This is a genomic window from Reyranella sp. (genome assembly GCF_036558665.1).
In the GTDB taxonomy this organism is placed as follows: Bacteria; Pseudomonadota; Alphaproteobacteria; order Reyranellales; family Reyranellaceae; genus Reyranella.
In genome coordinates, this window is the sequence record NZ_DATBFE010000019.1 from 1 (window position 1) to 14,045 (window position 14,045).

General features: G+C 65.7%; 15 protein-coding genes. 11 read left to right on the forward strand and 4 right to left on the reverse strand.

All coding sequences use genetic code 11. The features are described 5' to 3' along the window. Nucleotides 1-70 precede the first annotated feature (70 nt). A complete protein-coding gene (locus tag VH499_RS03330; protein ID WP_332051267.1) occupies nucleotides 71-445 on the forward strand; it encodes a response regulator in 375 nt (124 codons plus the stop codon). A gap of 19 nt (nucleotides 446-464) precedes the next feature. Here the strand turns inward: VH499_RS03330 and VH499_RS03335 are convergent, their stop codons facing one another. Continuing rightward, nucleotides 465-1,061, reverse strand: coding sequence for a hypothetical protein (locus tag VH499_RS03335; protein WP_332051268.1), 597 nt, complete (start codon nucleotides 1,059-1,061; stop codon nucleotides 465-467). Between the two features lie 296 nt (nucleotides 1,062-1,357). Then, nucleotides 1,358-1,756, reverse strand: a complete 399-nt coding sequence (locus VH499_RS03340) for a response regulator (protein ID WP_332051269.1) — start codon at nucleotides 1,754-1,756, stop codon at nucleotides 1,358-1,360. A gap of 163 nt (nucleotides 1,757-1,919) precedes the next feature. Here VH499_RS03340 and VH499_RS03345 point away from each other — a divergent pair, with 163 nt between their 5' ends. From VH499_RS03345 to VH499_RS03385, 9 genes are all read left to right on the forward strand, one after another. Then, a complete protein-coding gene (locus VH499_RS03345) occupies nucleotides 1,920-2,309 on the forward strand; it encodes a response regulator (protein WP_332051270.1) in 390 nt (129 codons plus the stop codon). A gap of 275 nt (nucleotides 2,310-2,584) precedes the next feature. Further along, on the forward strand, nucleotides 2,585-3,898 hold the full coding sequence (locus tag VH499_RS03350) for an ABC transporter substrate-binding protein (protein ID WP_332051271.1): 1,314 nt from the start codon (nucleotides 2,585-2,587) through the stop codon (nucleotides 3,896-3,898). A 119-nt stretch (nucleotides 3,899-4,017) separates the two neighbouring features. After that, nucleotides 4,018-4,911, forward strand: coding sequence for a sugar ABC transporter permease (locus VH499_RS03355; RefSeq protein ID WP_332051272.1), 894 nt, complete (start codon nucleotides 4,018-4,020; stop codon nucleotides 4,909-4,911). A 5-nt stretch (nucleotides 4,912-4,916) separates the two neighbouring features. After that, on the forward strand, nucleotides 4,917-5,876 hold the full coding sequence (locus tag VH499_RS03360; RefSeq protein ID WP_332051273.1) for a carbohydrate ABC transporter permease: 960 nt from the start codon (nucleotides 4,917-4,919) through the stop codon (nucleotides 5,874-5,876). Nucleotides 5,877-5,916: 40 nt separating this feature from the next. Next, complete coding sequence (locus VH499_RS03365; protein ID WP_332051274.1) at nucleotides 5,917-6,117, forward strand: hypothetical protein; 201 nt, start codon at nucleotides 5,917-5,919, stop codon at nucleotides 6,115-6,117. Nucleotides 6,118-6,157: 40 nt separating this feature from the next. Next, a complete protein-coding gene (locus VH499_RS03370) occupies nucleotides 6,158-7,267 on the forward strand; it encodes an ABC transporter ATP-binding protein (RefSeq protein WP_332051275.1) in 1,110 nt (369 codons plus the stop codon). A gap of 6 nt (nucleotides 7,268-7,273) precedes the next feature. After that, nucleotides 7,274-8,377: an ABC transporter ATP-binding protein gene (locus VH499_RS03375; RefSeq protein WP_332051276.1), complete on the forward strand. Its 1,104-nt coding sequence runs from the start codon at nucleotides 7,274-7,276 to the stop codon at nucleotides 8,375-8,377. Beyond that, on the forward strand, nucleotides 8,370-9,644 hold the full coding sequence (locus VH499_RS03380) for an amidohydrolase family protein (RefSeq protein WP_332051277.1): 1,275 nt from the start codon (nucleotides 8,370-8,372) through the stop codon (nucleotides 9,642-9,644). The genes VH499_RS03375 and VH499_RS03380 overlap by 8 nt, the downstream gene beginning before the upstream one ends. Before the next feature lie 64 nt (nucleotides 9,645-9,708). Further along, nucleotides 9,709-10,119: a GFA family protein gene (locus VH499_RS03385; RefSeq protein ID WP_332051278.1), complete on the forward strand. Its 411-nt coding sequence runs from the start codon at nucleotides 9,709-9,711 to the stop codon at nucleotides 10,117-10,119. A 192-nt stretch (nucleotides 10,120-10,311) separates the two neighbouring features. On the opposite strand, the gene VH499_RS03390 is transcribed toward VH499_RS03385, so the two are convergent. Beyond that, a complete protein-coding gene (locus tag VH499_RS03390) occupies nucleotides 10,312-12,282 on the reverse strand; it encodes a CocE/NonD family hydrolase (protein WP_332051279.1) in 1,971 nt (656 codons plus the stop codon). A gap of 185 nt (nucleotides 12,283-12,467) precedes the next feature. Here VH499_RS03390 and VH499_RS03395 point away from each other — a divergent pair, with 185 nt between their 5' ends. After that, entirely contained in the window at nucleotides 12,468-13,616 is a 1,149-nt protein-coding gene (locus tag VH499_RS03395; protein WP_332051280.1) for a hypothetical protein, read from the forward strand. A 19-nt stretch (nucleotides 13,617-13,635) separates the two neighbouring features. Here the strand turns inward: VH499_RS03395 and VH499_RS03400 are convergent, their stop codons facing one another. Continuing rightward, nucleotides 13,636-14,031: a hypothetical protein gene (locus tag VH499_RS03400; RefSeq protein ID WP_332051281.1), complete on the reverse strand. Its 396-nt coding sequence runs from the start codon at nucleotides 14,029-14,031 to the stop codon at nucleotides 13,636-13,638. Between the last annotated feature and the right edge of the window lie 14 nt (nucleotides 14,032-14,045).

Below are 14,045 nucleotides of genomic sequence, written 5' to 3' on the forward strand. Positions count from 1 at the left end.
CAGCCCGCGCCTGGCGACTCGTGTGGGGCGTTCGCCGGGCGTAGCGCTTCGGCCCTGCCGGACATGCGCCATGGGGCGACAGCTCCCGCCACTCGACGGCAAGTCCGTCCTCATCGTCGAGGACGACTTTCTCATTGGCGAAGACCTGCGCCGGATGGTCGAGCAGGCGGGAGGAAAGGCCGTGGGTCCCGCGGCCAGCCTGCAGCTCGCGCTCTACCTCGCCGACGACGAGGAGCTGGACATCGCACTGCTCGACGTCCGGCTGCCCGACGGCATTTGCGCGCCGCTCGCCCTGCTGCTGGCCGAGCGCGACGTGCCCTTCGTGGTGGTGACGGCCTACGAGCCGATGTCGCTTCCCTCCGGGCTGAACAAGGCGCCGTGCATGGCGAAGCCCTTCGCCCGCGACGACCTGGTCGCGATGATGGTGCGCTGCTTCCGGCACTGACGCCCGCCCGAGGGCGGTGCTAGCGGACGAAGCCGTGGCCGTGCTGCAGCACGCCCGAGGTCGAGCGCTCGAACACGACGTTGAACAGGTCCTTCACGAGGTCGCTCATGCCGGCGTCGTCGGGCGCGGCCGAGGTCGTCCAGCCGCCGACCTGCGATAGCGCCTGCTCGTCGCGGCAGTAGACCGCGAACACGGAGACGCGGCCCGCGGTCGGCGGTCTGAACCGCGTCGTGCCGTTGCAGATCGCGCCCCCGTCGAGATTGCGGGCGGCATCGAACACCAGCACCAGGCGATAGTCGGGACGGGGGCGCGCGGCGGGCGCGTCGTAGGTGAAGGTGAGGTCGGGCGGCGGCTTGTTGGCCTGCAGGACCGGCAGCAGGCGGCGCGCCATCTCGGCCATCGGCAGGCCGGGATAGGGATTGCCGAAGAGCTCGACGCGGAACGGCCTGCCGTTGGCGACGGCGTAGAATTCGCGATAGTCGTACTGCATGGCGTAGAACGAACCGCCGAGCACGGCCGCGTGCGCGGTCGCGGGAATCGCCGCCAGGGGAAGTGCGGTCGCGGGAATCGCTGCCGCCGCAACGAGCGCCGCGGCCATCTTGCGGATCGAGCGCATGGGATATCCTCCGCCGGTTTCGCCGCGAGCATAGGGCAGCGCCCGTCCCCGCGCCGTTCACATTGTCGCCAGTCGGGCGGGCGGAACGAGCGAGCGGGACGCTCCCGGTCCGGAAGAAGAACCGTACGGCCGCGCCGTTCACCTTGTCGCGCAGTCGGGCCGGCGGGAACGAGCGAGCGAGACGCTCGCGGTCCGGAAGAAGAACCGCGGGACCGCGAGCCTCCGGCTCGCCTCATGGGCGACGAAGCAAGCCTTCGGGACCGCGAGCCTCCGGCTCGCCTCATGAGCGAGGCGTCCTACTCCTGCTCGAGCAGCGCGCGAATCGTCTGGACCAGGCCTTCGAAGGCGTAGGGCTTGTCGACGTACCGGATCGGCCCTTCCGGCCTGTCGCCCCGGGCGGAGGTGAGCAGCACCCTGATCGACGGGTGCCTTTGCAGGATCCAGCGGGCAAGCGCGTTGCCGTCCATCGAGCCCGGCATGTTCACGTCCGAGAACACGAGGTGAAGCGGCCTGATGCTTTCGACGACGCGCACGGCGTCGTCGGCGTTGCTCGCCTCGATCACCATGAAGCCGGCCGTCCGCAAGTACATGCAGACGGCGACGCGCAGCATGACCTCGTCCTCGACGACGAGAACGACCGGTTGGCCAGCCGCGGCGGGATCGCCCCCTGATTCGGCAGCAGCACTACTGACCATTGCCCTCCCCGCGCCCTGCGCTCTTGGCGGCGCAGACCGACTGCACGCGACGAAGGAATAACCGAATTGCCGGCCGATGGTTGCGCACGCACGAAGAATGCGGAATTGCCGGTCCCGGGACGTTGCCGGGGAACGACCGCGGAAGGCACTCGTTCTGGCCGCCATGAGTGAAACCGACAGCGGTCAGGCCGGAGCGCCGACGATCCTGGTGGTCGAGCGGGATGTGCTGATCCGCATGGCCGTGTGTGCCTACCTTCGCGACTGCGGCTTCGCCGTCATCGAAGCGGCGGACGAGGACGAGGCGCTGGCCATCCTGCGGTCCGATCTCGAGGTCCGGATCGTGGTGATCGACCTCGGGCCGGGACGGGAGTCGAAGGGCTTCGAGCTGGCCAAGTGGCTGCGAACGCACCAGCCGCGGATCAAGCTCGTGCTGACCTCGGGCGTGCGCAACCTCGCGCGACAGGCGCATGACCTCTGCGAGGAAGGACCGATCCTTCCCAAGCCGTACTCCTATCAGGAGCTCGAACAGCGCATTCGCCATCTCCTCGCATAGGCCGGCGAGGCCCGGGCGGACTCGGCTGCGCCCTGGAGGGCGTCTTCGACGGCCGCTTCTCCGCGGATCTCGAAGAGGCACGCGAAGACAATTGATTTCCTCCAGTCGGGTGGTAACGTAATTCCGTTTCAATTTATGGTCGAAACGGGAAACGTGCGCGAAGCACATCCGCGAACCGGATCGCGAGGACGGGAGGGACATTCGTTTCACGATGGCAACCGGATGTAGCGGCGCACCGGAGGGGACACCGAACAACGAGGTGTGAGGAGGGAACAATGAGAAGAAGCACATTGTTGGGGCTCCTGGCGGCTGCCGTATTTTCGCTCGCCGGCAAAGCCGCCCTTGCGGCCGAGACTCTCACCATTCTGTGGGCCGAATGGGACCCCGCGAACTATCTCCAGGAGCTGGTGAAGGACTACGAGAAGCAGACCGGCGTGAAGGTCATCGTCGAGACGGTTCCGTGGCCCGATTTCCAGACCAAGGCGTTCACCGAGTTCAACGCCAAGGGCGACGCGTACGATCTCGTCGTCGGCGACTCGCAGTGGCTGGGCGCGGGATCGACCGGCGGCCACTACGTCGATCTCACGGATTTCTTCGCCAAGCACAACGTCGCCAAGTCGATGGCGGCGGCCACCGTCGCCGGCTACGCCGAATATCCGCCGGGCAGCAAGAAATACTGGGCCATCCCGCTCGAAGGCGACGCCAACGGCTGGGCCTATCGCAAGGACTGGTTCGAGGATCCCAAGGAGAAGGCGGCGTTCAAGGCCAAGTACCATTATGACCTCGACGTGCCGAAGGACTACACCCAGCTGCGCGACATCGCCGAGTTCTTCCACCGTCCCAACGAGAAGCGTTACGGCGTGGCGCTGTACACCGACAACACCTACGACGCGCTGGCGATGGGCGTCGAGCAGACGATCTTCAGCTTCGGCGGGGAGCTCGGCAACTACTCGACCTACAAGGTGCGCGACATCATCAACTCCAAGCAGAATGTCGAGGCGCTGAAGTGGTACAAGGATCTCTACAAGTTCGCGCCGCCGGGCTGGGGCAAGGCCTTCTTCCTCGAGGACAACCAGGCCATCACCGAGGGCGTGGCGGCGATGAGCATGAACTTCTTCGCCTTCTTCCCGGCGCTCGCCAATCCGGCGACGAACAAGAACGCCAAGGGCACGGGTTTCTTCGCCAATCCCGCCGGCCCCGGCGGCAAGCCGCGCTTCGCCGCACTGGGCGGGCAGGGCGTGTCGGTCGTGAGCTACTCGAAGAAGCGTGACCAGGCGTTGAAGTGGCTCGAATGGTTCGTCCGCGACGACGTGCAGCAACGCTGGGCCGAGCTGGGCGGCTACACCTGCAACGAGAAGGTGCTGAGCTCGGAGAAGTTCCGCAAGGCCACGCCCTACAACGAGGCCTTCTATCAGAGCATGCTGATGGTCAAGGACTTCTGGGCGACGCCGGAATACGCGACGCTGCTCGAGCAGATGAACAAGCGCGTGTATCCCTTCGTCGTCGGCGCCAAGGGCACCGCCGAGGAAGCCCTCAACGGTCTTGCCGACGACTGGGAAAAGACCTTCAAGCAGAACAAGCGGTATTGAGTGGTCGTGCGGGCCTGCGGGGAGGGCGTGCTCTTCCCGCCGGGCCCGGGCCCGACCGTCGCGATCCGACGATCGCAAGAAGCCCCGCGAAGGGCTCGCGCAGGAGGAGGGCGTAGTAGGTGTTCAGCAAACTCGATTCCCGCTCGCTGGCGGCGAGGCGGGGTCTCAGCGATCTCAGCATCCGCAATCTGTTCATCATTCCCACGATTGCGTTCCTGATCGTCTTCAACATCTTTCCGCTGATCTACTCGCTCGGCTACTCCTTCACCGACTTCCGTGCCTCGTCCAACACGCCGGCGGCTTTCGTCGGGCTGCAGAACTATCGCGATCTGCTGAACGACGACCATGTCTGGAACAACTTCAGCGTCACCGCCAGATACGTGCTCCTGTCGGTCGGCGGCCAGGTGCTGGTCGGCTTCGGCGTCGCCATGCTGCTCAATCGCCGGATCCCCTTCAAGGGCCTGTTCACGACGCTGCTGCTGGTCCCCATGATGATGTCGCCGGTCGTGGTCGGCCTGTTCTGGGAGCTGCTCTACAGCCCGTCATGGGGCATCATCAACTACGCCCTGGGCCTGGGTGATTTCGCCTGGCTCTCCGATCCGGACGTGGCGCTCTACGCCATCGCCATCACCGACATCTGGATGTGGTCGCCCTTCGTGATGCTGCTGTGCCTGGCCGGCCTGTCCGCCATCCCGCCGCATCTCTACGAGGCGGCCGCGATCGACCGCGCCGGCCGCTGGTTCACCTTCACGCGCATCACGCTGCCGCTGGTGGCGCCGTTGCTGCTGATCGCCATCATCTTCCGCACGATGGAGGCCTTCAAGACCTTCGACCTGGCGTTCATCATGAGCAGCCAGGAGACCACCGAGCTGATCGCGATCAAGCTCTATCGGCTGGCCTTCCAGGAGTGGCAGACCGGCCCGTCGTGCGCGCTCGCCTACATGGTCCTGATCATGGTGCTCGCGATCACCAACATCTACGTGAAATACCTCAACCGCGCCAAGGATCGCTGACCGGCATGGCGGCCGTCCAGTCCACTCGCCAGAAGGCCCTGAACCACGTCGCGGTCGTGGCCGTCGTGCTCCTGACGCTGGTCTATCTGGTGCCGATCTACTGGATTACCTCGACGGCATTCAAGCCGCGCAGCCTCGCCACGACGGTACCGCCGACCGTCCTGTTCGAGCCCGAGGTGACGGCGTTCATCAAGCTGTTCACCAAGCGCGTGCAGATGATCGGCACGGTCAAGCCCGAGGTCTACGACAAGGCGCCGTGGTGGGAGAAGAGGATCTACGACCTCGGTGAACGCATCATCAAGGACTCCCGCGGCAACAGCGAGCCGTCGGCCTACCCGAGTCGTTTCCTCAACAGCCTGATCGTCGCGGTGAGCAGCACCCTGCTGGCGGTCGCCATGGGCACGTTGACGGCCTACGGGTTCTCGCGCTTTCGCATGCCGGGCGAGCAGGACTGGCTGTTCTTCATCCTCAGCACGCGCATGTTGCCGCCGGTGGTCGTGGCGATCCCGATGTTCCTCATGTACCGCGCCGTCGGACTGGTGGACACGCACGTCGGATTGATCATCCTGTACACCGCCTTCAACCTGTCGTTCTCGGTCTGGCTCATGAAGGGCTTCATCGACGAGATCCCCAAGGAATACGAGGAGGCCGCGCTGGTCGACGGCTACACGCGCATGGAGGCGTTCTTCAAGATCGTGCTGCCGCAGTCGGCGACCGGCATCGCGGCGACCGCCGTGTTCTGCTTCATCACCGCATGGAACGAGTACGCCTTCGCGCTGATGATGACCAACCGTCGCGCGCAGACCGCACCGCCCTACATTCCCTCGCAGCTCGGATCGGGGATCACGGACTGGACCGCGATCGCCGCCGGCACCCTCCTGTTCCTCCTGCCGGTCGCGATCTTCACCTTCCTGTTGCGCAAGCATCTGCTGCGCGGCGTGACGTTCGGGGCGATCAGGAAGTGATGCGCCGGCCGGGAAAAGCCATGGATCGAAGAGTGCAGCAATGACGTTCCGACAACTGAGCGCGAAGTACCTGGAGCCCGGCAGCATGTGGTTGATGGTGCTGGGCATCGTGTTCCTGTGCCAGCCCTGGAGCCGCCTGCTGCATCTCTACAGCGTGACCGTCACGCTCGCCGGACTGGTCGGCTTCTCGATCTTCTCCAAGATCAAGCCGCTGCCCGAGGACGACCAGGAGCGCGCCTGAAGATGGCAACGGTCGTGGCCCACCTGTCGCGGTCGTCGTGATGGCCGACATCGTGCTCCGCGACGTCGAGAAGTATTTCGGCGAGAGCTACATCGTCCGCAAGCTCAACCTTGAGATCCGCCATCGCGAGTTTCTCGTGCTGCTGGGGCCATCCGGGTGCGGCAAGACGACGACGCTGCGAGCGATCGCCGGACTGGAGGAAATCGACAGCGGAGAGATCCTGATCGATGGCCGGCCGATGCAGAGCCGGCAGGCCGCCGATCGCGATATCGCCTTCGTGTTCCAGCTCTTCGCCCTGTATCCCCATCTGTCCGCCTACGAAAACATTGCCTTTCCCCTGCGCGCCACGAACGAGAAGAGGAGCGTCGTCGACCGGCGCGTGCGCGAGGTCGCCAGCGCGCTGCGCATCGAAGGCCTGCTGGGCAAGCGGCCGTCGGCGCTGTCCGGCGGCGACATGCAGCGCGTCGCCATCGGGCGGGCGCTGGTGCGCCGGCCCAAGGCCCTGCTGATGGACGAGCCGATGGGCGCGCTCGATGCCAAGCTGCGCGAGGAGATGCGGGCCGAGCTGAAGCACATCCACATCGAGAACGAGGCCACCACCGTCTATGTCACTCACGATCAGGTCGAGGCCATGGCCATGGCCGACAGGATCGCCATCATGAACGACGGGGTGCTGCAGCAGGTCGGGCTGCCCGCGGACGTCTATCAGTATCCCGCCAACCTGTTCGTGGCGCAGTTCGTCGGCAGCCCGATCATGAACATCGTCGATGGAACGGTGCGCCCCGGCGACGGCTGCACGGACGTGGTGCTGGGCGAGGACGATGCGGTTCAGCGCTTTCCCGTCGAGCTCTATCGCAAGATGGCCGGGCGGCGGCAGGGCGAAGACAGGCTCGCCATCGGCGTTCGTCCGGAGGGGGTGCTGGTGGCGCTCCAGCCGGGCGACGGCTACTTCCCGGCGGAGGCCCACATCATCGAGCGGCTGGGTCCCTACGATATCGTCGATCTCAGGTTCGGCACCCAGCTCTTTCGCTCGCGCACCACCAGCGGCTACGTCGACAAGGCGGGGAGAGCGGTATGGGCTCGCCTCGACGAGAAGCAGACCCACTTCTTCGATCGCCGCAGCGGTGAATCCCTGCAGGTCAGGCTGTGAGCACAGATGGCCCACGTCGAGTTGCGCAACATCAACAAGAGGTTTCGCCGGCACACCGCGCTCAGCGACCTCAGTCTCGACGTCGGCGACGGCGAATTCTTCGTCCTGCTGGGACCGACCGGCGCCGGCAAGACCACGACGCTGCGATTGATCGCGGGACTGGACGCGCCCGACTCGGGCTCGATCCTGATCGAAGGCGAGGACGTGGGGCGATGGAGCGCGGCCGAGCGCGACGTCGCGCTCGTGTTCCAGTACTACTCCCTCTATCCGCACTATACCGTGCGCCAGAACCTCGAGTTCCCGCTGAAGTCGAGGCAGCGCCGGCTCGGCGCCACGGAAATAGCCGGCCGGGTGGCGCGGGCGGCACAGACCTTGCGCATCGAGCACCTGCTGGAGCGCAAGACCGACCGGCTTTCCGGCGGCGAGATGCAGCGCGTCTCGCTCGGCCGCGCGATCGTGCGCCAGCCCCGGGTCTTCCTCATGGACGAGCCGCTGTCCAACCTCGACGCCAAGTTGCGCGAGATCCTGCGTGCCGAGCTCAAGGACCTGCAGATGAAGTTCCGCGCCACCTTCCTCTACGTCACCCACGATCAGGTCGAGGCCATGAGCATGGGCGACAAGATCGGCGTGCTCAATCACGGCCGCATCGTCCAGATCGGCACGCCGCACGAGATCTACAACCGGCCGCGCGACACCTTCGTGGCCACCTTCGTCGGCTCACCGGCCATGAACCTGCTGTCCGGGGCCCTCCGGGACGGCAAGGTGACGGTCGCTCCCGGCAAGCTGGAGATACCGGTGGCGGCCGCAGTCGCGAGGCGGCTGCCCGAGGGCCTGGACCGCATGACACTCGGCGTGCGCGCGGAGGACGTCCTGTTGGGACCGGGCGGGGGACTTGAAGGCCGGGTGTACGGGGTGGAAAATCACGGTGTGGAGAAGATCGTCACCCTCAAGGTGAATGAACACTCCTTGAAGGCGACGGTGCCGGCGCACATGGCGATCGAGGTCGACAGCGTGACCCCGTTTGCGATCGATCCGGGGAAGCTCCAGTTTTTCGCGCCACAGACCGGCGTCAACCTGGTCTGGGCGAGGGAGGAGGCAAGCCATGGCTAAAGTCCTGTTCAAGAATGTCAACGTGCTCGATGGCACGGGCGCGCCGCCGTTCACCGGCCAGGTGCTGGTGGAAGGCAACCGCATCAAGGCCGTTGCCCCGCAGGGCACGGCCGTCGCCTCCGACGGCGCCCACATGGTGGACGGTGGCGGCGCCACATTGATGCCCGGCCTGGTCGAGGCCCACTCGCATCTCACCTTCCTCGACACCGCGGACCTCGAAAGCCTGGGCTTCGTGCCGCCCGAGGAACACACGCTGCGCACCGCCAAGAACGCGCGCAAACTCCTGGAACAGGGCTTCACCGCCTGCAACAGCGCGGCGTCGGCCAAGGCGCGCCTGGACGTCGTGATCCGCAACGCGATCGACGCGGGCGACATTCCGGGACCGCGCACGCGTGCGGCCAGTCCCGAGCTGGCGACGACGGCGGGGCTGGGCGATGTGCGCCTGCGCCACATGCATCGGGAGACGTTCGCCATCATCTGCGACGGCCCCGAGGAGTTCCGCAAGACGGCGCGCGAGATGGTTCGCGAGGGCGTCGATACGCTCAAGATCAACCCGTCGGGCGACGAGTTCGTGCCCCATTGCCGGGCGCACCATACGGTGATGACGGAAGCGGAGATCGAGGCGGTATGCGAAGTCGGCCGCATGCACGACAAGCGCGTGGCCGCTCACGCGCGCAGCGCGGAGTCGGTGAAGCTCAGCCTCAAGCACGGCGTCGAGGTCATCTATCACGCCACGCTCGTCGACGACGAGGCCTGCGCCCAGCTCGAGGCCGCCAGGGACCGTGTCTTCGTCGCGCCCACGCTCGGCATCAGCTACACGACGCTCAACGAAGCCACCAAGTGGGGCATCACCACCCAGGTGGCGGAGAGCCTGGGCATACGGCGCGAGCTGGAAGTCGCCATCGGCAACATGAAGGAGCTGAAGAAGCGCGGTGTCCGCATCCTGCCCGGCGGCGACTACGGCTTCGCCTGGAACCCGATCGGAACCAACGCCCGCGACATCGAGCACTTCGTCAGCCTGCTGGGTTTCTCGCCGATGGACGCGATCCTTTCGGCCACCAAACTGGGCGGCGAGATCATGATGATGGGCAACGAACTGGGCCAGATCAGGCCCGGGTATCTCGCCGACATCCTGCTGGTCGACGGCAATCCGCTGACCAACGTGAAGATCCTGCAGGATGCGGACAAGCTGCTCGCCGTCATGAAGGACGGCCAGTTCCACAAGCAGCCCGACATGGCGGCAGCGGCCCGGCGTCAGGTCGCTTGACGCTTTTGCCGTGCGCCGCAGGCCGGGGCGCCCGGCAAACCGGGCGCTTTCCGCTGGGGATGCCATGAAGCTTCCCCAGACCGGCGGCTGCCAGTGCGGCAAGGTCCGCTACGAGATCACCGCCGCTCCGCGGGCGGTCTACACCTGCCATTGCACCGCCTGCCAGCATTGGAGCGGCAGCGCCTTCTCGATCGTGGTTCTGGTCGATGACGCGGCCTTCCGTCTGTCGGGCGCCGAGCCCCGGCCCATCCGGCGCATCGCCGACAGCGGCCGGGTCGTCGGCCGGCTGGTCTGCCCCGAATGCGGCTCGTGGCTCTGCAACGCGACGGGAGATGGTGGCCGCCGGGTGCGGGCGGGAACGCTGGACGACGTCTCGTGGGTGCGGCCGACGACGCACTTCTGGATCCGCAGCAAGCAACCCTGGGTCATCCTGCCCGAAGGCGGCGAGACCTTCGAGACCGAGCCCGACGGCTAGGTCATAGGGACCGCGAGCGTCCCGGCGCGGAGACTACGCGCGACTCGATCATGAACATGATGCGAGCGAGACGCTCGCGGTCCGCAAGAGGACGACACCGGAGCGCTCATGCTTTTGTGGATCGCGAGCGTCCCGCTCGCTCTTGGCGATGATGCGAGCCGGAGGCTCGCGGTCCGGAAGAGCATGAGGGATCTACAGGCAATCGCGCGCGATGCGGCGGTCCCAGGTGCGGGAGCAGACTTGGTTCGCACCCTCCCAGGCGCGCAGGCTCGCGTGCACGAGGAACGTCTCGCGCGTGCAGGAGAGGCGAAGCTGCGTCTCGATCCGGATCGTCCAGTCGCCGCGCGCAAGCGTGTCGGTGTGGGCAAGCTCGGCGACGGCGCTCGTGGGATCGTCGTCCTCGACGTGCCAGCGCGAGCGGCCGTGCGTGCCGAGCTCGAGCCCCAGCCGGTCGATGCGCTTCACGCCCGGCGCGACCGTGGTGATCCTGTCGGGCGGCGCGGTCTGCGGCTCCGCGAACGGGCGCGGCGCGGTCTCGACGCGCGACGGCCTGATTGGCAGGTCGAGAGCGCCGCGCAGGATCGTAACCGTCGCGCGCTCGGGCGCCGGCCACAGGAGCGGCCAGTAGCTGGTCGAGAGCGCGAGGCGAATCCGGTGGCCGGCGGGCAGGACCGCGCCCGCATCGTTGAGCTGCAGGCGCACCCGGTAGCGCCGGCCGGCGACGAGCGGCGCCGGCGTCTCGTGGCCGTCGCGGTGCGCGAGGTTCAGGATGCCATACGAGAGGCGCAGCGACTCGCCCGTGGATTGGCCCGCGGGACGGACATCGCAGAGCCGTGCCACAAGATGGGCGACCGGCTTGTCGCAGGCGAGTTCGAGGTCGAGCACCGGCGCGCCCAGCAGCTCGAACGTGCGCTCGATCGGCGCGGTCTCGAAGGTGAGCGAGCGCGCGTCGTCCCCGCGCTGGTCACCGGCCTGGTCGTCGCCGCCGCCGAACGGGCACCATTGGCCCGCCTCCTTGCCCACGGTCTGCGGCGTCGAGATCGGCCGCGGGTCGAGCGGCGCCCCCTTTGTCACGAGCCCGCCGTCGCTGAGGAACAGGCGATGCACGGCGCGGTCCGGCGGCGGCCAGCACGGCTCCTCGATCCAGCGGCCCGGCAGGATCTCGTGATGCCTGGCGGGCTTCACGCTTTCCGTCATCCAGGCGCGCAGCATCGGCTCGTCCATGACGCCGGTGTCGATGCCTTTCAACCAGTGGTCCCACCAGCGCAGCATCTCCTGCAGGAAGCCGATCTGCGGGCCGGGGCGCGCGAAATGCGGATAGGCATGCGCCCACGGGCCGATCAGTCCCTTGCGCGGGCAGGAGAGCCGCTCGAGCATGCGCGGGATCGCGTTGCTGTAGCCGTCGGTCCAGCCGCCGACGAGGAAGGTCGGGCAGCGGACGGCGGCGTAGTCCTCGCAGATCGATCCCTGCTTCCAGTAGGCGCCGCGCCTCTGATGTCCGAGCCAGGTTTCGAGGAACAGCGGCACGTTGTCGAGCCGCTCGCGCCACATCGCCCTCCAGCGCTCGCCCACCAGCCCGGGATCGGGCGGATGGCACATCGAGCGGAAGAAGAAGGACGCCCAGCCGAGCCCGTCGCCGCCGAGCAGCCCGCCGCCCATGTAGTGCACGTCGTCGGCGTATCGGTCGTCGGTCGAGCAGAGCGAGACGATGGCCCCGAGCGCCGGCGGCCGGCGCGCCGCCACCTGCAGCGCGTTGAAGCCGCCCCACGAGATCCCCATCATGCCGACCGCGCCACTGCACCAGGGCTGGCGCGCGAGCCAGGCGATCACCTCGATTGCGTCGTCCTGCTCCTGCGTCGTGTACTCGTCGAACAGCAGGCCGTCCGATTCGCCGCTGCCGCGGATGTCGACGCGCACGCCGGCATAGCCGTGGCCGGCCAGATACGGATGGGTCAGCGCATCGCGGTCGTTGGTGCCGTCGCGCTTGCGGTAGGGCAGGTACTCGAGGATCGCCGGCACGGGATGGCGCTCGGCATCGGCCGGCAGCCAGATGCGTGCCGCAAGCCGCGTGCCGTCGGCGAGCGGGATCAGCGTGTGCTCGATCTCCCGCACCTCGCGCGGAAACGCCGTCACGATCACAGGGGCGCTTGCCTGTTGAACCATTCAGAGACTGGAGACTAGCAGGCGGAGATGTCCGCCAGCGAATAACTCGTGCTTCGACCCTCGGCCCCGGCTTCGCGCTGCGAGGGCACAACTTCTTAGTACAAGCGAGCGGAAGGTTTATGACGGCGTCTTTCGACCGCGTCAAAGTTGCCACCCTCCTGTTCGGTGATGCCTTGGTATCATAAATGAGGGATACCTTCAGCATGGGCTTTGTATTGGACAACTTTCCTGCGCAATTTGCGCGCTTTCAACGTCTGATTGCAGCGAATGACAAAGGCCATGCGTTCACCAATTTCCGGGAAGGCATTGCTGCTGTCTGGGAGGCTTACAAGCCGCGGCTGCGTCAGCACGCGCTCACCCTACTAAAACCGCAAGAGTGGCAAAGACATAGCGCCGGCTCCGGTGAAATTCTGAAATGCGTTATCGCCGCGATCGAGATTCAGGATAGTCAGCGCAATCTGATCAACAATCTCGTCTTTTGGCAGAACCGCTATGGACACGCGAATCGCGAGCACAGAGTGCTGCTCGAAGCGGTCTCGGACGAACGGCTTCGACGAGATCTAGAAAGCGAACTGTTTATCCTTTATCGAGGTCAAGCCGACGAGGAGGGTAGTGCCTTTGATGGTCTGAGGACGCTGACAGACGGCAAGTATCCGTTGCTCGCCTATCTGTTCTTTCTAAAGGATATGGATCGATTCGCCCCAATTCAGCCGACGACCTTTGACCATGCGTTTCGGGCCCTGCACATCGAGCTTGTCACGTTGCACAACTGCTCTTGGAGCAACTATCAGCAGTTCAATGCTGCCCTAGGCGCGATCCAGTCAGCGTTGGCGGCACTTCCGGGACTAACTAACGTCCGGCTGATTGATGCCCATTCATTCTGTTGGCTGTTGGCAAGGCTAAAGGACGACCCGGGTCATAGCAGCAATGCTGCCAAGGCGGATGCCGGAAGGGTCCTCAGTGCGCGTCAGAAGGCAATCGTCGACATGCGATTGTCAATCTTGAATACGGTAAAATATTCCAACGGGCAGCTCATGGAGAAGACGATCAAGAACAAGGAGACAAGTCTGAACCCATTGCAACTGGATGAACTCCTTGCATCGTTGCTCGACCTCCAGGGCAATCGATGTGCGCTGACGGGCATCCCTTTCGATTTCGTCAGTGCGGAGCCGGACAGAGCGTTGCTACCCTCGCCTGACAGGATTGATAGCAATGGCCACTACGTGCCGGGAAACCTCCAAGTCGTTTGCAGGTTCATAAACTCGTGGAAGGGCGCCAGTGACAATGAAGAATTCAAGCGGCTGCTGATGTTTGTTAGGGAGGCGGGCCAGTAGCGGGGCATGTCAGCGCGCCTCAATCATCCCTCAGAGAATAGCGCGCGCTGCGGCCAACGGCAGGATCGTTGCGGAAGATGCGGCAGTCCACGAGATCGGCGATGTCACGGAGCGCCGTGTCGGCGGAGCACTCCTCGATCTTCGCCCATTTGGTCGATGTGAGCTTGCCAGTGAAGCCACTGAGCATGCGGTTGAGCATGTCACGCTGACGCGCGTTGAGGCGGGTGGTTGCATGTTTGCGCCAGAAGTCGGCCTTGGGCAGGACGGTAGCGAAGATTTGTTCGGCGCTGGCGAAAGCCCGTTCCAGGCAGGCGAGGAACGAGTCGAGCCAATGGGAGATGTCGAGATCGCCTCTCTGGGTCGCCTCGAGGATGGCGTAGTAGCGATTGCGTTCGACGCGGATCTGGGCAGACATGCTGCAGAAGCGTT